The organism is Bacillus bruguierae, assembly GCF_037104725.1.
GTDB classification, from domain to species: Bacteria; Bacillota; Bacilli; order Bacillales; family Bacillaceae_G; genus Bacillus_A; species Bacillus_A bruguierae.
On the sequence record NZ_JBAWSX010000016.1, the window covers coordinates 32053 to 53565 of the forward strand.

Sequence of the window (21513 nt, forward strand, 5' to 3'; positions counted from 1 at the left end):
AAAATGTTTTTGATATAACAAAATACTATTCTGTATAAAGGTTCCCTATATTTGGGTATGTAAAATTGCATAAAAATAGGGCGTAATTTACACTGTAATAATCTATTTTTTCACAGAATAATTATTTATATTATTATTTTGAAAGCAATGAATATATAAACTTACCACTAAAGGAACTAGTTTATTATGAAGAATGCCTCACCATTTTGATAACCCGTTAATACAAAATAAAGCGAAGCTATGAAAATACAAAAACCCCGAACCATAGACTTTTAAGCGTCCACGACTCGAGGTATAGTTTAATTAGAAAAAAATTTCGTTTATAATTTTCAAATCATACAATACTTATTTTAAATCATCTATCGAAAATGCACCTGGCAACAATTGTTCAACTGTTACTTCTTTTTCATCGCCTTTTTGATTCGTCAATAATACTGGCATTTGCGGATCACAAAATTCTGCAATAACTTGTCTGCAAGCTCCGCATGGTGAAATAGGTCCATCCGTATTACCTGTGATCACCAAATAACTGAAATCACGTTCTCCTTCTGACACTGCTTTAAATATCGCTGTTCTCTCGGCACAATTACATAAACCATAAGATGCATTTTCTATGTTACAACCTGTATAAATTTTACCATCTTTCGTAACGAGTGCCGCTCCAACAGGGAACTTTGAATACGGAATATAAGCTTTTGATAACATCTTTGTAGCTTCTTCAATATATTTTTGTTTATCCATATCATTTCCTCCTCAAAGTAAATGCGATTCTATTTAGTATTAATCAGTGATAACAGTATGGATTAATTTTGGAGCTTCAGCTTTTTCTGAAATAGAAATATTTTCATAGATTTTCGCTTTTACCTCTTCAACATCTTCACGATTTGCATAAATCGTAACTAATGGCTCCCCTTCTTTTACAGCGTCACCAACTTTTTTACGTAACATTAAGCCAACAGCTAAGTCAATTTCATCTTCTTTTGTTGCTCGCCCTGCACCTAGAAGCATCGCAGCAATACCAAATTCGTCTGCAACAATGTTAGATACAACACCTGAAGTTCTAGCTGGAACATCAATTACATATTTCGCTTGTGGTAATTTTTCTGGCTGATCAACAATCGAACTGTCTCCGCCTTGATTACTTAAGAATTGTTTGAACTTTTCAATTGCTTTTCCATTTTTCATGACTTCTTTCAACATTTCACGTGCTTCTTCTAACGTATTTGCTTTTTTAGCAAGTACAACCATTTGACTTCCTAATACTAGTACCAATTCTGTTAAATCTGCTGGCCCTTCTCCTTTTAATGTATCAATTGCTTCTTTCACTTCAAGCGCATTACCAATTGCAAAGCCAAGAGGTTGTGACATATCAGAGATAACAGCCATTGTTTGACGACCAACATTGTTTCCGATTCGCACCATTGCATGAGCTAATTCAATTGCATCTTCTTCTGTTTTCATAAATGCACCGGCACCTGTTTTTACATCAAGGACAATCGCATCAGCACCAGCTGCGATTTTTTTACTCATAATAGAACTTGCGATTAATGGAATTGAGTTTACCGTTCCTGTCACATCACGCAAAGCATATATTTTTTTATCAGCAGGTGTTAAATTTCCAGTTTGTCCAATAACTGCAACTTTATCACGGTTTACGATGTCAATGAATTGTTCTTTCGTAATTTCAACATGGAAACCTTCTACTGCTTCTAATTTATCAATTGTTCCACCTGTATGTCCTAAACCGCGCCCAGACATTTTCGCAACAGGTACATCTAAAGCTGCCACTAACGGCCCTAAAACTAATGTTGTTGTATCACCAACACCGCCAGTTGAATGTTTATCTACTTTAACCCCTTCAATCTCTGATAAATCAATCGTTTCTCCAGATTCAACCATTGCCATTGTTAAATCTGCACGTTCACGGTCAGACATATCTTGGAAAAAGATAGCCATCGCCAGTGCACTCACTTGATAATCAGGAATTGTTCCATCTGTATATCCTTTAATAAAAAATTGAATTTCTTCTGTTGTTAGTTCTTTACCGTCACGTTTTTTCGCAATGATATCTACCATTCTCATCTTGATCACCAATCCTTTTTATTTTTAATTATTAAAAATAAATCCTGTTAAACTCTTAATATATTAAGCCAACAATAGCCGCTGATAAAAAGCTTACTAGTGTTGCCCCGAACAGTAATTTCAAACCAAATCTTGCGACAACATTTCCTTGTTTTTCATGTAAACTTTTAACAGCCCCAGCGATAATGCCGATAGAAGAAAAGTTTGCAAACGAAACAAGAAATACTGACAAGATAGCAGTTGTTCTTCCTGTAAAATGAAAATTTCCTTGAGCTAAATTTGTCATTGCTACAAATTCATTCGATACAAGTTTTGTTGCCATAATACTACCAGCGTCAACAGCTTCATGCCATGGAATCCCTACAATAAAAGCAAATGGGGCAAATACATATCCAAGAATTTCTTGGAATGAGATTCCGATTGCTCCTTTAAAAATAGCATTAATGAAAGTGATTAAAGCAACGAATCCAATTAGCATAGCAGCTACTGTAATCGCAACTTTAAAACCATCTATTATATATTCCCCTAACACTTCAAAAAAGGTTTTTTTCTCTTCTTCTTGTACTTCTAAAATGTCTTCTTCCTCAGTAACCTCATAAGGATTAATAATAGAAGCAATAATAAATCCGCCAAACAAGTTCAGCACTAAAGCGGTTACAACATACTCCGGTTTTAATAACACCATATATGATCCCACTATAGACATAGACACCGTTGACATCGCAGACGCACATAGAGTATATAATCTTCTTTCACTCAATAAGCCTAACTGTTTCTTAACAGAAATGAATACCTCTGATTGTCCTAAAATCGCTGAAGCTACAGCGTTATATGATTCAAGCTTTCCCATTCCATTTACTTTACTTAAAACGAGACCTATGTATTTCACAATGAATGGCAATACCTTAATATGTTGTAAAATACCAATTAAAGCTGAGATAAATACAATTGGCATTAATACACCTAAAAAGAATGAAAACTCATTTTTATTTACTAAACCGCCAAATACAAAATTGACACCATCAGCAGCGTACTTTAACAATTGTCCAAATCCGTCTGCGATACCGCTTATTAGGATGTTCCCTGCACTTGTATTTAATAGCAAAAACCCTAAAATAAACTGCAGAACAATCATCGTTACAATAGGACGGAATTTCACTTTACTTCGATTATTACTAGCAAGCCATGCGATACCTAAAATAATAATGAGACCTAGAATACCAATTATGTACTTCATAACATTCTCCCTCCTTTTCGTATCCGCTTACATATTTTGTTTTATTAAAGTTACAGCAATAGATACACTATGCTTTTTCAACAATCTGTGTATCTATTACTTGCAACTGTTTATCGATTAATAATTACCTGTACCGCCGTTTGTGTCATTTAGCACAATTGCAACACTAGCACTTGCTCCAATTCTAGAAGCACCAGCTTCCACCATTTTCTCTGCATCTTCTCTTGTACGAACTCCACCAGATGCTTTTACACCAACGTTTTCCCCAACAGTTTTGCGCATTAATGCAATATCTTCCGCAGTTGCTCCGCCAGTTGAGAATCCAGTTGAAGTTTTTACAAAATCAGCACCAGCTTTTACAGCTAATTCACATGCACGAACTTTTTCTTCATCTGTTAATAAGCAAGTTTCAATAATAACTTTTACAAGTGCTTTTCCTTTTGCAGCTTGCACAACTTCATAAATATCCTTTTCCACGAATTCATTATCTCCATCTTTTAAAGCACCGACATTGATTACCATGTCTACTTCAGTTGCACCTTTTGCAATTACATCTTTTGTTTCAAATACTTTTGTTTCAGTTGTGTTTGCACCTAAAGGGAAACCAATTACTGTGCAAACATCTACATCATGTCCTGCTAATTCTTCAGCTGCTAATTTCACCCATGTAGGATTAATACAAACAGAAGCGAAATTATATTTCTTTGCTTCTTCTAAAACTTTTAAAACATCTTCTTTCGTCGTATCCGGTTTCAAGATTGTATGATCAATTAATTTTGCAATGTTCATGTTCTTCACTCCTTATATCTTTTAACACCTTCATTCTAACTCTTGTTTGAACAAATGTAAACATACTTTTGAAATTTTGTTCATAACTCTTAAAAAAGATCTCTCAAATGAATTTTTGAGAGATCTTTTGTTCCTAATCTTTTTGATAATGCAACAATTCTTTTGCAGTATGTTGATCAATAATCAACACATTCGCATATCCGCCTCTTAACGCACCGTCGATTGCCTTTACTTTTCTAGCCCCTCCTGCAACTAGAATTGAACGCTCTTTTAAGCGCAGTTCCTCTAAATCAATGCCAATTGTACGTTTATTTATTTCTTCACTACAAATATTCCCATTTCCATCAAAGAAACGTGAACAAATGTCACCAACTGCTTTTGCTTTTAATATGTTCATCTCATTTTGATTTAAGTAGCCTAATCGGAATAATAAAGCCTCATCCCTAACAGTTCCGACAGTAAAAATAGCTATATTAGCTTGTTTTCCCATCTCAATAATATGATGAATATGTCTATCTTGCTCTACTAATTCCTTTGTAACTGCATTATCAAATATTACTGGAAGTGGGAGGTTTCTTGGAGTTGTTTGGAAGGCATCTGCAAATAAGGTTATTGTTTCATTCGCATACGTATTTACACTTGAATGGCTAATGCCTCCTTTTAATTGGACAACTTCCACCCCCTTCACATGCTGAGGAATAATTTTTCTAGAAACTTCATACATAGTCGTCCCCCAGCTCACACCAACAATATCACCATTTGTAACTGTCTTCTCCATATACTCAGCAGCATACTTACTAATATACTCCGTAATGGCCGTGTACTCTGGTACAGGGGAAAATACGACATGCGCTTCTAATAAATTATATTTTTCTTTAAGTAGGTTACCTACATTATCTAAATCAGCAAATGGATCCGCTATATGAATTTGAACAAACCCTTTTTCTTTCGCATATTTTAACAGTCTTGAAATGGTTGGTCTGGAGATATTCAATTTATTAGCAATTTCTTGTTGACTATAATCGGACTGGTAATATAACCTTGCAACTTCAACGCTCAATTGTTGTTTTTCTTTATCCATATTCGTTATTTCTATACCCCTTCCAAACTTATTCTATCTTAATGGCATCATAACATTTCATGTTGTAAAATTCGACTATCTAAAGTTAGAAATAAATATACCTCTTATCACTACAAAAATCCAAAACCGCGCTTTTATGTCACTTCATTATTTTAGTTTAAATATGTTAAATTCAAAATAAAAAACATGCAACTGCACCATTAAGAATACAATTGCATGTTTCTACTACATTACTAAAATTTCTTTGAAACTAGACGCCATGGGTGAACATTGGCATGAAATATCTTATTAGAAACAGCAGGATCATAACTCGCTAACTCTTTAGCTTCTTCAAGACTCTCCACTTCCACGATAATCAGACCTCCTGTATCATCCATGAACGGACCTCCAGCTATCACCTTTTCCTTTCTGTGCTGGGTCCAATATACTTTATGTTCTTCTAAATCCTGTTCCCAAATGTGTTTTCCTTTCTCCCAATTTTCTCCTTGTGTAAACAAAATAGCAAAATAGTTCATTTTTATACGCTCCTCTATTATTAGAGTAAATTTAAGAACACGTTAGAAGATGAGTTCTTCGAATTCCCTAGATGCGTTTGTAAGTTATTCATATTGGTTCTTTAATTATTAACACCGTGTCCAAATGTCTAATTACATTTTTAATTATATTAAGCACCATGCTCGATTTGCTTCTTTATTTTTTTCTTATGTCGTTTCCAGTTCACCAGTTTCCTAACTGTTCCTAACATACCTGTTGGAAGCCCTAATAAGACAATGATATACAATAAACCAAGAAAAATTGTCCATCGTTCAAAGATTGGATACTGCGCAGCAAGCTCTGACAAATAGTATTTCAACGATTCAATGATTCCTGCCCCTATTATCCCCCCTACTAATGTCCCAATGCCACCAATTGTTGTCATTAATAAGGCATTCAATGTCATGTCAATTGAGAAAACGGTCGTATTTACAAAGCGAAGTGTAATAACAAATAAGGCGCCGCTCACAGATGCTACAATTCCAGCTACAACACTCGCAATTACTTTATAGTGAAGGATTTTATAACCAAGTGCTTCCACACGTTGTTCATTTTGCGAAATCGCTTTCAATACTTTTCCAATTGAAGATTTCGTAAACAATTGTAGTAATAAAAAAATAATCACTAAACTTATTAATGTAATATAGTAAAATGTGAAGCGATCTCGAAATATATCAGGTACACGGAATGTAAAACCATCTCCCCCATGCGTGACGGTTCTCCACTTTTCAGCGAGCACAAAGAATAATTGAGAAATTGCAAGTGTTAGCATCGCATAAAAATGACTTTTTAATCGTAAGGAAAGCATACCAATTATATAACTAATAACCGCTGATAAAGTGACTGCTACTATAATCCCTATTAAAAAACTTGATATCGATGCCTCTTGTCGATCGAATAAGAGTGCGACACAATATGCGCCAATTCCAAAGAACATACAATGTCCAAATGAAACAATTCCTGTATAACCTAATAGAATATCAAAGCTCATCGCGAATATTGCGAAGATGAAAATTTGTGTAAACAAGATTAACATACTCCTTGAATCGTTTAAAAAAGGAAATATGATAAAAAAGAAAAGAACTGCACCTCCAAAATACAAACTAATTCGATTAGATAATGTGTTCATAACAATCTCACCCCTTTTCACCAACAATTCCTGTCGGCTTAACTAATAAGACGAATAACAGCATCAACATGTTTATCGCAAGCGATAAATCAGGGACATAATACGCTGTAAAAGCTCCTGCTAATCCAACGATTAAGGATGCGATTACCGAGCCTTGTACACTACCTAATCCACCAATGATTACAACGATAAAAGCTAAAATAGCATACTGCATCCCCATTTCGGCAAAAATAACGCCCGAATATGGTGCGAGAAGAAACCCACCTAACGCCGCCATTCCAGCTCCTAATAAAAATACGAAAGAAAAGATGGCCTTCACATTAATTCCAAGCGCTTGAACCATCTCTTTATCCATTACACCCGCACGAATCATAAGCCCAATTTTCGTTTTCCGAAGTAACAATACAAATCCGATGTAAACCAATAAACCGATTACAATAACAAATAAGCGATACTTGATTAATATGATTCCATCAAATGTAAAACTTCCTTGTAACCAATTCGGTAATTTAGCTCCTATCGGATTTGGTCCCCAAAATACTTTTATACACTCACTCAACACGAGCATGCCACCAAGTGTAACGAGCAGCTGACGAACATGATTTCCATAAACAGGACGAATGAGAAATCTTTCTAATATCAAGCCAAGGAACATACCAACTACAATCGCACCAAGTAATGCAAACATGAAACTACCTGTTACTTGAAACAACCACACCCCAGTAAAGGCGCCCCATGCAAATAGCCCGCCATGAGCGAAATTAAGAACGTCCATTAAACCGAAAATAAGTGTTAAGCCAGATGCTAATAAAAAAATAAGTACACCTGTCGAAACACCATTTACAAATAAATTAACTAACACATCCACGTTTTTCACCTCTCCCATATAAAGTGAAACTTCCATCAGTGGGGGTTTTCTTCATCCCCCACTGATGGTTAGTTGAACGAATCGGGCTTTTACGGACAGTTATCCCCCCACCTATCTTCTTCGCGCTTCTCAAAATCTTGAGGTGGGGTCTTACTGTCCATTAATGCGGGATAAAGGTTAAGAAATCCCTAAATATTTATGACACGTTTCCTTATTTTCCTTCAGCTCACTCATCGGACCATTATGCACAATTTTCCCATTATCCATAATGTAAAAATAATCACCAATTTGACTGGCCATCATAAAGTTTTGTTCGACAAGTAAAACAGTTGTTTTTTCCTTCATTTTCAAAATTGAGATCATCAACTTCTCGATCATGATTGGTGACAAACCTTTACTAGGCTCATCAATAAGCAGTAGTCCTTCGCCATTAATGTAGGCTCTTGCGATAGCGAGCATTTGCTTTTGTCCTCCACTTAATAACCCACTCTTTTTCTGCCAAAATTGTTTTAAGTCTGGAAAAAGATCCAGCATCCATTCCACTTTTTCATCTGTTTCTTCATTTTTTTTCGTTTGAGCAAGAGCAAATGTTTCTTCAACCGTTAAGTCGTAAAATATCCCTTGATTTTCCGGTACATACCCCATACCTTTTCGCGAAACCATATGTGTTGATAGCCCGTTTACTTTCTCACCGCCAAAATAAACAGCTCCGTTAGAAATTGTATGAAATCCCATTATAGAGCGCAGCGTTGTCGTTTTCCCTGCTCCATTTCTTCCAAATAAAACTGTAATTGTCCCTTCCTCTACTCCAAAAGAAACACCTTGTAAAATATGAAACTGATCTAAATATGTTTCGATATTATCCACTTTTAATAGTGTCACTGTATAATCCCCCTAAATAGGCAGTCTGCACACGTTCATCCTTCATAATCTCTTCTGGTAATCCTTCAGCTAATAACTCTCCCTGAAATAACACAACGAGATGATCAGATAAACGAAGAACCATATCCATTTTGTGCTCAATTAATACAATCGTTTTTTTACGATCATTTTTTATATTTTCAATCACTTGTAGAATAGCGGGAACTTCTTCAATAGAAATACCAGCTGTCGGTTCATCTAACAACAACAGATCAGTTTTTAGTGCTAAAAGCATTGCAAGTTCCAATTTTCTCTTTTCTCCATGAGCTAAATCTTTTGCAAGTACTTCTTCCTTTTCATTCAGCAACACAGCCTCAAGTAAATGGCGTGCTTCTTCTTGTTGTTGCTTATATCGAGAAGGCCGCGGGAAGAAACGATAATAATCTTTCGCATAAGACTGTACACCGAGCCGAACATTTTCAAGAACCGTTAATTCTGGAAAAATGTTTGTAAGCTGAAAAGAACGTCCCATACCAAGACTTGTTCGATCTGGAATCGATAGTTTTGTAATGTCACGTTCCTTAAAATAAATCTCTCCTTTTGTCGGAGAAAGTTGACCACTTAACAAATTAAAAAGGGTGGTTTTTCCTGCTCCATTTGGCCCGATAATGGAAATAAACTTTCCTTTTGATATCACCAAATTTACATCTTTAATAACATGATGTTCTCCAAACGAAACATAAAGATTGCGAGTCTCTAACAATTTCTCCACATTATGTCCTCCTCACAAAGGATTCCTGTATATATAAATACAAATTGAAAAAATGACATAAAAAACCCTCAGTGGATGTTTCATTCATCACTCAGAGATATACTAGCTATTATCTCCCATATTTCTTCTTTTCCTCTAAATCTTACACAAGATAAGAAGCTATCCATTCCTTTATAATCAATTGACTCTACTAGATAATTTGTATATCTCTGATTTTTTCTAATTATTCTGATTATTTATTACGAATTGGCGGTTCTGTTTCTGTCATTTTTAATTCCCGCTCTAAAACTGGAACCGGATAATCGATCCCATCTTGTTTTTTCAATGTAATCGAATAAAGCGTTTGCAAAGCTTGATGATCTTTCGCACGGAATTTCATTATACCTTTTGGTGTTTCAAATTCCATTCCTTCCATTTTCTTAATGAGCGTATCGACATCAGTATCACCTTTTGTTTTCTTTAAGGCCTCAACGATTGAAATAGCAGCTGACATCCCACCAGCTGTAAACAAGTCTGGAACAGCACCATGAAATCGTTTTTTATGTTCTTCTACTAACCAATCATTTACTTTATTTTTTGGAAGCGTATGATAATACACTGAAAATCCTTGCATGCCAACTAACACATCCATCGTTTTTAACGCTGAAATATCAGGTGCACCCGTTGAAATTTTAATGCCTTGCTGCTCCACATTCATATCTTTTAATTGCTTCCATGGGGAATTTGAACCTGCCCAAACAATAAATAAATAATCTGGTTTTGAGCTTATAATATTTTGAATATTTGCCGTAAAATCAGTAGAGTTCGCATCAGCATATTGCTCATTTACAATGTTTGCGCCTAACTTCTTTGCTGCATCTTTAAATGCCGCAATCCCTTCTCTTCCGAATGCATTGTCTTGTGCTAGCGTCGCAATCTTTACATCTTTCTTAGCAATTGATGCTGCACCAGCAATTGCATCTTGAGATGAATTTCGTCCTGTTCTAAAAATATATTTATTCCAGTTCTTTCCCGTAATACTATCAGCTACAGCTGGCTCAACAACCATTATTTTTTCATATTCTTCAGCCAATGGTAAAACTGCTAACGTATCACTTGAACTAGATGAACCAACTAAAAAATCTACTTTATCTTCTTCTAATAGTTTCGTAGCCTTCTTAACAGCTACATCTGCTTTTGTTTCCGTATCTTCTACAACAAACTTAATCTTTTTCCCTTCTACTTTTCCTGTTCCACCTGTTGCATAATCCAAGCCAAGTTCAAATCCATTTACTGTTTGCTTTCCATACGATTCAAGCGGTCCAGTTAACGAGGCAAGAACACCTACCTTAACTGTTTCCTCATTATTTGTACTTGCTTTCTTGCCAGAGCACCCAGCTGACACAAGCAGTGAACCAAGTATACAACCTGTACACACCATCTTTAGCCACTTACGTTTTTTCACTAACATCATAATTCCCCCCTATCATTTACCTTCCTAGAGAATTGAATACACTGAAGCGAAACACTCGTAATAATGACATTTATCAACTGCTACCATGAAATCAAATTTCTTAAAGTATCTCTAACTTCTCTAACTTTTCCCAAATACCTTCCAGTTCATTGATAAATATTTACTAAGAAAAAGTTATATCTTAAATAAAAAAGGAATGACCAAAAAATTAGTCATTCCCTCTCTATTAAAATATTCTTCTGAAAACACTCGTACATAAACCTTACAACTCAACTTGTTCCAAACTCTCTAGCTCTTTCTTCAGTGTCGTCTTATCTAAATTCTCTCCAATAATTACAAGGTTTGTAGGGAAACCAAAATCCTGTTCCAATAAAGATGGCACACCAAATGAGTATTGCAGCAAGGTTGGGTATTTATCACCATGAAATTTCACAAACCCTTTTACACGATAAATTCCCTCAGGTAGATTAGAAAGCCACTCGTACAAATTGTCCTGATCAATTGATTTTGTAAATGAATAGGTCATAGTTTGAATATGTAAATGCTGTTTCACATGTAACTTTTCATGATTTTGGCTACTTGCTAGCTTTACCTCTTCGAAATCCTCTAAGGATATATTACAATACTGTGTTTCGTATAATTTTGCATGTCTATTTATTAACGCTACTTCCTCAACAATCCGTTTCTTATCTTCACCCTTAAGCAAATCTGATTTATTGATAAGAATATGACTTCCATACTTCATTTGTTCGTTTAAAAGTTGTTGTACGCTTTTACTTAATGTTTCAAGGTTTAACCACCTGATTGCATCTAATACAACAATAATTGACTTCACCTCAATATAGGGAGCTAAAATAGGTGAGAGACAAGCGTCTAATACCTCAATCGGATGAGCAACTCCAGTTGTTTCTATATAAACTACATCCGGTCTCTCCTCTTGATATAAGGAATGTAGCTGAATTTCTAATTCATCTTTCATCGTGCAGCAAATACAACCTTTTAAAAGTTCTCTTAAAACATTTTCTCGTCCTACAATATCTGTATCTACGGAGTATTCACCTATTTCATTCATTAGTACTGCAACTTTTCGATTTTTCTTCTTTTCCGCTAATAATAGATTTTGAAGCAGCGTTGATTTCCCGCTCCCTAAAAACCCACCTAAAATATGAATTTCTACTTTGTTCATATGATTAACTCTCCATTTCTTTGTTTTTAACTATATACATACAAGTTGAAAAACAGACATAAAACCCTTTCTTTTTAAAGTAGGCGAGAGGATCTGGCCATGCATAGAAACGGTCAAGTCCTTTTCCTGCCACGTACGGTGGTAAAACAAAGCGTGAAAACGAGTGCGAGTCACTTTTTGTTTACATAGCAGCGACTTATATACTTTACATCACCGTCTACAGCAAAATTATCACGTTTTATTATTCTAGTAAATTCAATTTTATTTGTAGACAACACACAATTATTCCTGTAACGGATTAAGCCTATTCGCTGCCTATCAAATTTAACGATACCATTTATTATCATTATTAATTATACTTTAACAGCAGAAAAGGCCACTTTTAATGAAGTGACCTTTTCTGTTTATTGAGAATAATTGAATATCCCTATTTACTGTACGTCATATCCTTGATCTTCAATAGCTTCTTTCATTTGTTCCACATTTACTTTTGCTTCATCATATTCTACGTTTACAGTTCCTTCTTGCAAGTGTACTTCTACATGTTGTACCCCTGCTAACTCTGAAAGTACATTTGTTACTGCCATTTTGCAATGATTACAAGTCATTCCTTGTACGTTTAATGTAATAGTCATATTAAATTCCTCCATTTCATTCATTTATATTTTAACGCGTTTCAAACGAAGTGCGTTCGTCACAACAGATACAGAGCTAAATGCCATCGCTGCTCCGGCTACCCAAGGCTCTAGTAACCCGCATGCTGCCACTGGAATACCGATTGCGTTATAGAATAAAGCCCAAAACAAGTTTTGACGAATATTTTTCATTGTCTGACGACTTAACTCAATTGCTTTTGGTATATGTGATAAATCACCGCCAACTAAAGTAACATCTGCAGTTTCAATTGCGACATCTGCACCCGTTCCAATCGCCATACCAATATTAGATTTCGCAAGAGCCGGGGCATCATTAATACCGTCACCCACCATCGCGACATACTTTCCTTGTTTTTGTAAATCCTCTACAATTTTAGCTTTATCTTCTGGTAATACTTCCGCAAATACATGGTCAATACCAACTTGCTTTGCAATTGCTTCAGCGGTACGTTTATTATCACCCGTTACCATGTATACTTCAATTCCCATTTGTTTAAGTGTTTGAATTGCGGTCTTTGAACTTTCTTTTACTGTATCAGCCACAGCGATTATTCCAGCAAGTTCTCCATCAATTGCGACAAGCATCGCTGTTTTACCTTGAAGCTCTAGTTCTTTCATCATTTCTTCATGTTGTGAGATTTCTACTAATTGTTCATTCATCAACTTGCGTGTACCTACAAGAACCTTCTTGCCTTCAATGTTTGCTTCAATGCCATGACCCGGAATTGCTGAAAAATGCTGCAGTTCTTTTAATTCTATCTCATGCTGTTTTCCATACTCAACAATTGCATGCGCTAATGGATGCTCGGAGGCACTTTCAGCCGAAATCGCATAATGGACCATGCCTTCTTGAAATTGTAACACGTCTGTAACTTCTGGTTTCCCTTTCGTTACAGTTCCTGTTTTATCTAATAAGACTGCATTTACTTTATGTGTTCCTTCTAGATATTCACCTCCTTTAAAAAGAATCCCTTTTTCTGCTCCTTTTCCTGTACCAACCATAATCGAAGTTGGTGTAGCAAGCCCTAATGCACACGGACAGGCGATTACTAAAATCGCAATTCCTACTTCCAATGCTTTTGACAAATCTCCCGGTGTGATAAAGAAATACCATACTAAGAAAGCTATGAAAGCAATTGCGACAACGATCGGAACAAAAATACCCGAAATAATATCTGCTAACCGTTGAATTGGTGCTTTAGAACCTTGTGCTTCTTCAACAATTTTAATAATGCCGGCCAATGCTGTGTCTTTTCCAACTTTTTCAGCTTGAATCGTCAGCAATCCGTTTGCATTAATAGTCGCGCCGATGACTGAATCTCCTTCTTTTTTATCTACCGGAATAGACTCTCCAGTAATCATAGATTCATCGACAGAAGATACCCCCGAAATTACAATACCATCTACGGGTATTTTCTCCCCTGGCTTTACAATAATCCTATCTCCAATCACGACATCTTCAAGCGATACTCTTACTTCTTGACCATTCCGCACAACAAGCGCATCTTTCGCCTGTAAACTAAGTAATTTAGAAATCGCTTCCGTTGTCCGTCCTTTTGCCATTGTTTCAAAATACTTCCCGACTAAAATTAACGTAATTAACACTGCACTTGTTTCAAAATATAGATCAGGAACATATTCAGGATTCCCTACTGTTTTCAATGTTTCATATAGACTGTAGAAATAAGCTGCTGATGTTCCTAAGGCGATTAACACGTCCATATTGGCACTTTTATTTCGAAGAGCACGATAAGCTCCTACATAGAAGTGTCCCCCAATATAAAACTGAACTGGTGTTGCTAATAAAATTTGAAACCATGGATTCATAAGAATATGCGGCATTGGTAATCCGGTATCAAATGGCATATGTCCAAGCATTGTATAAAGTAAAGGCAAGGACAAAAGAATCGAAATAATAAGTTGACGCTTTTTCTCCTTAATCATTTCTTGTTTTCTTTCCGAACGCTCTGCATTTTCGTTACGTATTTGCCCTTTATATCCAATTTTCTTTATTTTTTCTAAAATACTTTCTGTAGAAACTAAACCTTCATTATATTCTACAATGGCGCTATTCGTAGCTAAATTAACAGTGGCATGCGAAACGCCTTCCATTTTACTTAATACTTTTTCAATTCGAGTAGTACAAGCGGCACATGTCATCCCTTCAATATCAAGGGTAACTTTTTCTGCTGATACACTATACCCTAACTTCTCAATTCTCTCTTTTATATTCGAAATTTCTTGCTGAGACGGGTCATATTTAATACTTGCTTTTTCCATTGCTAAGTTGACGTTAGCTTCTACCCCATCCATTTTATTTAGCACTTTTTCAATACGAGTAGCACAAGCGGCACATGTCATTCCTGTTACTCCAAGCGTAACATGTTTTTGATTCTCCATTTTACTCCCTCCTATTTTGAAAACTGCTTAATTACATTCATTAATTCTTGAATCGATTCTTCCCCATTCCCCTCATGAATTGCCTTTGCAACGCAATGCTTTGTATGGCGCTCCAATAAAGAAAAACCTACCTTATTTAACGCTGCGTTAATCGCTGAAATTTGAATTAAAATATCAACACAGTAACGGTTATCTTCTACCATCTTTTGTACACCACGTACTTGCCCTTCAATACGCTTCAAACGTTTCATCACACTTTGAATTTCCTCTTCTGTTCGAGGAACCATTTTTTGATCTATATGATTTCCTTCACAATGATCCATTGCTATCACCTCATGTATTGTCATTATCAATCTTTGTATACATTATACGGGTAGGGGGTATAAAAGGCAACTGGTTATAAGTATATTTTGGAAATTTTTTTGAACAACATATAGATTTTTTTATAAAGCATTCTCAATAGTTTAAAAGTTGCAATAGTAAAGAAAAGGGCAGAATACTTAAATAAGAAGGTTCATACCATCAATGTAAGGAGATGATTCTTTTGATTAGCCTCTTGGAAAACATATATAAAATATCAATAGCAATACTACTATTATGTTCATTTTTTTATGTTCGACAGTTCAAAAAAATAAGGCGAGAAAGAAAACTTTCCTTCTTTGAATCTGCAATTTATATAATATCTCAAATTGCAATTTTTTTATGGTTAGCAAGTTTTCTCCTTCTTAGATATGGTTCTTATTTTGCTAACGGGAGTTAATTTATTTATGCAATAATTTAATTTTGTATTTTTAAATTATATAATAGGATTCTCCTGGCCAGGGGAATCCTATTTTTTTTGCCCTAAGAATAAAGGAGTGTGTTTGCTTGAAAAAAGATGAGGCAATTTAACTTCGTTAATATCAGCTTTTGAAACCATTCATTATCTTCATGCTGTTAAAAAATAAAATACTGTACCCCAATTATTAGTTACGTCTAACAATTGGGGTACAGTTCATTTAAAGAGTTCCTTTTGTTTCATATATGCATATACATAAAACATATTTTACATTTAATACATACGATCCATTTTAATTTTCCGACATATATATAAATCCAAATTAAAAGCCTGACATAAACCCCTTTTCTTTTTAGGTGGTCGAGAGCGTCTGGCCATGCGTAGAAACGGTCAGGGCCCTCTTCTGCCACGTGAGAAGTTCAAACAAAGAGAGAGAAAGAAAGTAGCAGATTATTTTTTGTTCAGCATGGCGGCGACTTGTGTGTTAGAAATTCAAGTTGGATTTATATAGGTTGCTGCTAATTGGGGGTCAGCTGATATACGTGTAAAACTAGATCACAGCAATATATTATTTACCAATAAACATTTTTCAAGGATCTTCAAAAATAGTTTCATAACTCAAAGGATATGATACATATCCAGGGTTTGAAGGTCGTGGAAAAACCTTTGCATTAGCAATTGGTAATGAACATAAGAATAGTAACATTAAGATTGAAAAAGTTGTAGAAAAAGGGGATACAACACAAATTATCATCAAAAAAAACCTCCACATGTAGTATGTAAGGAGATTATCTCATGGGTTATTTATAAATGGCAGGTGGGGAATATTTGACGCTTACTTATAAATACAAACGGATTAAGGCAAACCTAAAAGACCTGAGTCAGGTACAACACCGACTCAGACCTTATCAGCTACCTAACGAAATAACCTATGTCTAACATTATGGGGTCACTTCACTATTATTGTACACTTCGTTTTCTCATAGTAGTTTTCCATCACGAAGTGTTAAAATTCGATCACATACATCAAGCATTTTTTCATCGTGTGTAATCATAATCGCTGCTTTTTTATTTTTCTTCACTTCTTGTTTCATTAATTCAACGACTTCTCTTCCACGTTTTGAATCAAGGCTAGCAGTAGGTTCATCAGCTAAGATTAAATCTGGGTTATTCATGAACGCACGAGCAATAGCTACACGTTGTTTTTCCCCACCTGAAAGTTGATTTGGATAATGATTTATTCGGTTTGATAATCCAAATGTTTCCAGTAATTTTTCTGCAAATTTACCAGCTTCTTTTTTATCTTTTCCCTTTAATTTAGCGATATACAGAAGTTGTTCCTTCACCGTTAAGAAAGGTACGAGGTTTGCGAATTGGAATATAAATCCGATTTTTCTTAAGCGAATATCTGTCATCTCTTTTTGTGATAATTTCGTTATGTTTTGATCAGAAATATAAACATTTCCTTTCGAAGGAGAGAGCAGTGCACCTGCAATGGAAAGCAAAGTACTTTTTCCTGAACCAGATGGACCAACAATGCCAATGAATTCTCCTTCCTTTACATCCAATGTAATTGGGTGTAAAGCTGTTACTTCTGTATCTCTTTCTCCATATACTTTACTTACTTGTTCGAGCTTTAATAATGATGATGCATTTTCCCATTTCACTCCCGTTACCATTACATGCCACCTCCAATTGCTTCTAATGCATCTATTTTCAATACATGATATAGAGAGAACAATGTACCTAATATACTAATTACAATAAAAATACCTGAAAATTGCGCGATTGTTGTTGCTGTTAATAAAAACGGCATACCAGCTGGCAAAACAGTCCGTACTGCAAGGACTAAACTGATGCTGATTACAAGGGAAATGCTAGTTAAAAATACAGCTTGTACAACTAAAGCCTTTACTAAATATGAATTTTTTGTTCCAATTGCTTTTAATACACCTAGTTGGTGTGTTTTTTGTAATGTAATGACATAGAAAAAAACGCCAATTAATAATGCTGCAATGACAATTAAAAACGCAATAATCATCGTTAATGTCCCTTGTTGTTCTTTATGACCTGGAATACCTTTCAATACTTCTTTTTTATCCACAACTTTTGCATTCTTAATTTCCTTATCCGTATTTAAAGCGATTACGTTATAATCTTTTTGATGTGGCATTGCAATGCTATCCCATACCTCTTCATTCATGCGAACAACAGGTGAATGGCTAAACATTTGATTTTCTGTAAATCCGACAACTTTGAACACTTTATTAGAAATAGGTTCTACAAGTTCGTCTCCAAGATTTACTCCTTTTTCTTTGATAGATTTATCCGCAATGATTTCATTGTTTTCTAAAGAGTTATGTTTCCCTTCAATTACTTTTGGAGCAATAAATGAATCTGGTTTACTTGAAAAAATAGCAACATCAACTTTTTTTGAACTTCCTTCTTTTTCAAGTGTTGACACTTTCATGTACATTGGAACTGCATCTTTTTCATCAACCTGCGCCAATATGTTATCAACATCTTCTTTTTTCATTTGAGAACGCAACAATTTACCCTCGGCATCATCGGATAATATAAATCTGTCTGCCTTCATTTCAATAATAGAAGAAGCACTATCATGAGATAAACCATTTGCTAAACCTGATATGATAAGTACAAGAAATGATAACAATATCATAATTATACCAACTAATCCGTATCGTAATTTCGATTTTTTTAATTCTTTAAGTGCTAAAAACATTAGGTTCGTTCCTCCTTGTTTCCTACTATGTTCTTAATTATAAAGAGAGTAGCCGAGATACATGTAAAAACGGGCCATAGACTGTATTTAATTATAAATAGGAACAGAAAAATAGCCCACAATTCAGCCGCAGAAATAACTTGTCCAATTATAATGCATCTTTTTTCTTCTCCGTTATAAATGTAACGCCCCAATCCGCCTTATATGTATGCGTTCACTAAACGGCTCGCTAAGAAAATGTTCCCCACTTGAAATGGTGTAATTTTAATCGTTCATATATATGTATATAATGCTCCAACATCTATTGCGACGTAATCATATTGTTACCTCCGTTTTCTTGTTCTTCTTTTCTATCATACTACAATTCCTATATTTGGGAACATAATTATTTTCATATAGAATTTCCTTTGCATGATAAAAAAAGAGAGGTGGCAAGCCAACCTCTCTTTTCACATTTTTAAAAAGTCAATTGTCAATGGAAAGCTGATTTTTCTTTTGAGGAATAACAAATTTCTTAACTTGATAGCAATGGAACGATACCCCTAAAAAAACCAATTCACGAATGGATTGGTTTTTTTGTTCATCAAATTGAAATTAAATAACTATAAACCTAATCTTTTTCAGCTGTATATCTAACTTGTTTAAAATTTACTATGTCTCCATTTTCAGTATCATCTTTTGTTTGCAAAAGTTGAACTTTTGGCCTGTAGTCCGTTCTATGAGCATCTTTGATACCCTTAATGATTAAAACTTTTTTATAAAAGAGTGATACATTAAAATATTTTAAGAGCGTGTTTTGATTAATTTTTTTCAAAACACGCTTTTTCTTTTTGTTCGTTTATCAAGGTTATTGGTATTGATTTGTACAAACATTATTCCAAAGCAACACACGCAAGGGTGAAAACAAAGGAAATATTACGATTACAATAGAAGGTGAAGGCATCCCAAAGCACCATTTATCTCATATTTTCGAACGGTTTTATCGAATTGATAAATCTCGAACTCGTGCAACAGGCGGAACTGGTTTAGGCCTTGCAATTGTAAAAGAAATTGTTGAATTGCACGGCGGTAGTATTTCTGTAACAAATGAATTAGGCCGCGGGACTATTTTTACTATCTATTTAAAAAAATAAAAAAAGATGGTTTCGGTTTGTACCGGAGCCATCTTTTTTTCACGTCCATTAATAGCGATAAACAAAAATAAATACTCTGCGAAGCAATCACAACTATTCTATAAACAGTAAACGTTATTGCTGATATTTTAAATAATCATGGCAAAACACTCTATTCCTTCCACGCTCTGTAAATATTTGATTTATCATTATATGCATGAATAAACTAGCACCATTTTTTCCTAATGTAATATAATTTGCACAAAGGAAAAATTTATGTTCAAATAAAAGAAATAAAATTTATGTATTTAATAAAGTGAAACTTCCATCAGTGGAGAGTTTTTTTATCTCCCACTGATGGTTAGTTGAACCAATCGGGCTTTTACGGGCAGTTATCCCCCACCTATCTTCCTCGTTTCTCTCTGAATCTTGAGGTGGGGGTCTTACTGCCCGTTAATGCGGGATAAAATCAATAACAAAAATAAAACAAATTGCATCAAGTTAACAAGCAAAAGGGGAAACAAAACATGACAGAAAACACAAAAGAACGTGAACATCTTCCACCAAATAATCGGACGATGCAATCCGCACAGTTAGCTTTAAGCGGTGAAACAAAAGGACTAAAACGATTATTACCTTTTTTAGGACCCGCTTTTATCGCATCTGTTGCTTATATTGATCCAGGTAATTTTGCCACGAATATCGCGGCAGGATCTCAGTACGGTTATTTACTACTTTGGGTAATCCTTATTTCAAATTTAATGGCAGTGTTAATTCAATCCTTATCAGCCAAATTAGGAATTGCTACCGGAAAAAACCTTCCGGAAGTTGCTCGGGAGCATTTTCCAAAACCTGTTTCCATCGGTTTATGGATACAAGGTGAATTAGTCATTATGGCAACTGACCTTGCTGAGTTTATCGGGGCTGCTTTAGGATTAAATTTATTATTTCATATTCCACTGCTGCCCGCTGCATTCATTACAGCAGTAGGTTCATTCATTATTCTAGAGTTTCAACGCAGAGGATTTCGTCCACTTGAAGCAGTCATTACCGGCATGGTCTTTATCGTCGTTATTGCTTTTGGTGTCCAAGTGTTTTACGCAAAACCAGAACTAAGTCCTCTTTTATCGGGGCTTTTCGTTCCTCATTTTCAAGGTGTAGATAGTATTTTACTTGCAGCAGGAATTTTAGGTGCAACCGTCATGCCACATGCAATTTTTTTACATTCTGCCTTAACACAGCGACGCGTAGTAGGAACAACAGATGCAGAGCGAAAACAAATTTTCCGCTTTGAATTTATCGATATTGTAATTGCAATGGTCATTGCCGGAGCAATTAATGCAAGTATGTTAATTGTAGCAGCTTCCCTATTCTTCAAAAACGGACTACATGTCGAAGATTTAGATGTCGCTTTTCATGAATTTGGCCATTTAGTCGGACCTGTATCAGCAGCTCTTTTTGGAATTGGTTTACTAGCTGCCGGTTTATCCAGTTCTTCCGTCGGTACGATGTCCGGTGATATTATTATGCAAGGATTCGTCCGTATGCACATCCCTTTATATGTACGACGATTTATTACAATGGTTCCACCGCTTGTTATTATTGCATTAGGTGTGAATCCAACTCACGCCCTCGTGATGAGTCAAGTCGTTTTATCATTTGGAATTGCATTTGCATTAATTCCACTCATTGTCTTTACAAGTAAAAAGAGCATTATGGGTGGTCTTGTGAATCATCACTTTACAACAGCTCTTGCATGGGTAATTGCCGCATTAATTATCGCTTTAAATATATTTTTGTTGTATCAAACATTTGTTGGTTAAAAAAAGAGA

20 protein-coding genes and 1 pseudogene are annotated in these 21513 nt (G+C 35.2%); 3 read left to right on the top strand and 18 right to left on the bottom strand.

The features are described 5' to 3' along the window. Nucleotides 1-345: 345 nt before the first annotated feature. From WAZ07_RS20820 to WAZ07_RS20890, 15 genes are all read right to left on the bottom strand, one after another. Nucleotides 346-741 carry a cytidine deaminase gene (locus tag WAZ07_RS20820; protein WP_336473958.1) on the bottom strand — a complete coding sequence of 132 codons (396 nt, stop codon included), beginning with the start codon at nt 739-741 and terminating at the stop codon, nt 346-348. A gap of 39 nt (nt 742-780) precedes the next feature. Next, nucleotides 781-2082, bottom strand: coding sequence for a pyrimidine-nucleoside phosphorylase (locus WAZ07_RS20825; RefSeq protein WP_336473959.1), 1302 nt, complete (start codon nt 2080-2082; stop codon nt 781-783). Between the two features lie 55 nt (nt 2083-2137). Beyond that, nucleotides 2138-3319 (bottom strand): NupC/NupG family nucleoside CNT transporter, encoded by a 1182-nt coding sequence (locus WAZ07_RS20830; protein ID WP_336473960.1) that lies wholly within the window; start codon nt 3317-3319, stop codon nt 2138-2140. 117 nt (nt 3320-3436) lie between these two features. Further along, nucleotides 3437-4108 carry a deoxyribose-phosphate aldolase gene (gene deoC, locus WAZ07_RS20835; RefSeq protein WP_336473961.1) on the bottom strand — a complete coding sequence of 224 codons (672 nt, stop codon included), beginning with the start codon at nt 4106-4108 and terminating at the stop codon, nt 3437-3439. 133 nt (nt 4109-4241) lie between these two features. Next, nucleotides 4242-5189, bottom strand: coding sequence for a sugar-binding transcriptional regulator (locus WAZ07_RS20840; protein WP_336473962.1), 948 nt, complete (start codon nt 5187-5189; stop codon nt 4242-4244). Nucleotides 5190-5422: 233 nt separating this feature from the next. After that, nucleotides 5423-5704 carry a YciI family protein gene (locus WAZ07_RS20845; protein WP_336473963.1) on the bottom strand — a complete coding sequence of 94 codons (282 nt, stop codon included), beginning with the start codon at nt 5702-5704 and terminating at the stop codon, nt 5423-5425. A gap of 149 nt (nt 5705-5853) precedes the next feature. Further along, nucleotides 5854-6759: a branched-chain amino acid ABC transporter permease gene (locus WAZ07_RS20850; protein ID WP_336474011.1), complete on the bottom strand. Its 906-nt coding sequence runs from the start codon at nt 6757-6759 to the stop codon at nt 5854-5856. 100 nt (nt 6760-6859) lie between these two features. Further along, entirely contained in the window at nt 6860-7720 is an 861-nt protein-coding gene (locus WAZ07_RS20855) for a branched-chain amino acid ABC transporter permease (RefSeq protein WP_336473964.1), read from the bottom strand. A 177-nt stretch (nt 7721-7897) separates the two neighbouring features. Then, entirely contained in the window at nt 7898-8602 is a 705-nt protein-coding gene (locus WAZ07_RS20860; protein WP_090912042.1) for a branched-chain amino acid ABC transporter ATP-binding protein, read from the bottom strand. Next, a complete protein-coding gene (locus tag WAZ07_RS20865; protein ID WP_336473965.1) occupies nt 8580-9353 on the bottom strand; it encodes an ABC transporter ATP-binding protein in 774 nt (257 codons plus the stop codon). The genes WAZ07_RS20860 and WAZ07_RS20865 overlap by 23 nt, the downstream gene beginning before the upstream one ends. Nucleotides 9354-9585: 232 nt before the next feature. Further along, entirely contained in the window at nt 9586-10803 is a 1218-nt protein-coding gene (locus WAZ07_RS20870) for a substrate-binding domain-containing protein (RefSeq protein ID WP_336474012.1), read from the bottom strand. Between the two features lie 265 nt (nt 10804-11068). After that, nucleotides 11069-11992, bottom strand: a complete 924-nt coding sequence (locus tag WAZ07_RS20875) for a CobW family GTP-binding protein (RefSeq protein WP_336473966.1) — start codon at nt 11990-11992, stop codon at nt 11069-11071. 431 nt (nt 11993-12423) lie between these two features. Continuing rightward, on the bottom strand, nt 12424-12627 hold the full coding sequence (gene copZ / locus WAZ07_RS20880; RefSeq protein ID WP_336473967.1) for a copper chaperone CopZ: 204 nt from the start codon (nt 12625-12627) through the stop codon (nt 12424-12426). Between the two features lie 24 nt (nt 12628-12651). Continuing rightward, nucleotides 12652-15048 carry a heavy metal translocating P-type ATPase gene (locus WAZ07_RS20885; protein WP_336473968.1) on the bottom strand — a complete coding sequence of 799 codons (2397 nt, stop codon included), beginning with the start codon at nt 15046-15048 and terminating at the stop codon, nt 12652-12654. A gap of 11 nt (nt 15049-15059) precedes the next feature. Further along, nucleotides 15060-15371, bottom strand: coding sequence for a metal-sensing transcriptional repressor (locus WAZ07_RS20890; protein WP_336473969.1), 312 nt, complete (start codon nt 15369-15371; stop codon nt 15060-15062). A gap of 212 nt (nt 15372-15583) precedes the next feature. On the opposite strand from WAZ07_RS20890, the gene WAZ07_RS20895 reads away from it, so the two are divergent. Further along, nucleotides 15584-15808: a hypothetical protein gene (locus tag WAZ07_RS20895; protein ID WP_336473970.1), complete on the top strand. Its 225-nt coding sequence runs from the start codon at nt 15584-15586 to the stop codon at nt 15806-15808. Nucleotides 15809-16806: 998 nt separating this feature from the next. On the opposite strand, the gene WAZ07_RS20900 is transcribed toward WAZ07_RS20895, so the two are convergent. The 3 genes from WAZ07_RS20900 to WAZ07_RS20910 all read right to left on the bottom strand — a co-directional run bounded on the left by WAZ07_RS20900 (nt 16807) and on the right by WAZ07_RS20910 (nt 19383). Then, nucleotides 16807-17505 (bottom strand): ABC transporter ATP-binding protein, encoded by a 699-nt coding sequence (locus tag WAZ07_RS20900; protein ID WP_336473971.1) that lies wholly within the window; start codon nt 17503-17505, stop codon nt 16807-16809. Then, nucleotides 17505-18569, bottom strand: coding sequence for an ABC transporter permease (locus WAZ07_RS20905; protein ID WP_336473972.1), 1065 nt, complete (start codon nt 18567-18569; stop codon nt 17505-17507). The genes WAZ07_RS20900 and WAZ07_RS20905 overlap by 1 nt, the downstream gene beginning before the upstream one ends. A gap of 610 nt (nt 18570-19179) precedes the next feature. Then, nucleotides 19180-19383: a hypothetical protein gene (locus tag WAZ07_RS20910; RefSeq protein WP_336474014.1), complete on the bottom strand. Its 204-nt coding sequence runs from the start codon at nt 19381-19383 to the stop codon at nt 19180-19182. Nucleotides 19384-19480: 97 nt separating this feature from the next. Between WAZ07_RS20910 and WAZ07_RS20915 the strand changes: the two are divergent. After that, nucleotides 19481-19702 (top strand): annotated as a pseudogene (locus WAZ07_RS20915) (sensor histidine kinase); the annotation flags it as partial. A 506-nt stretch (nt 19703-20208) separates the two neighbouring features. Next, complete coding sequence (locus tag WAZ07_RS20920) at nt 20209-21504, top strand: Nramp family divalent metal transporter (protein ID WP_336473973.1); 1296 nt, start codon at nt 20209-20211, stop codon at nt 21502-21504. Nucleotides 21505-21513: the final 9 nt, after the last annotated feature.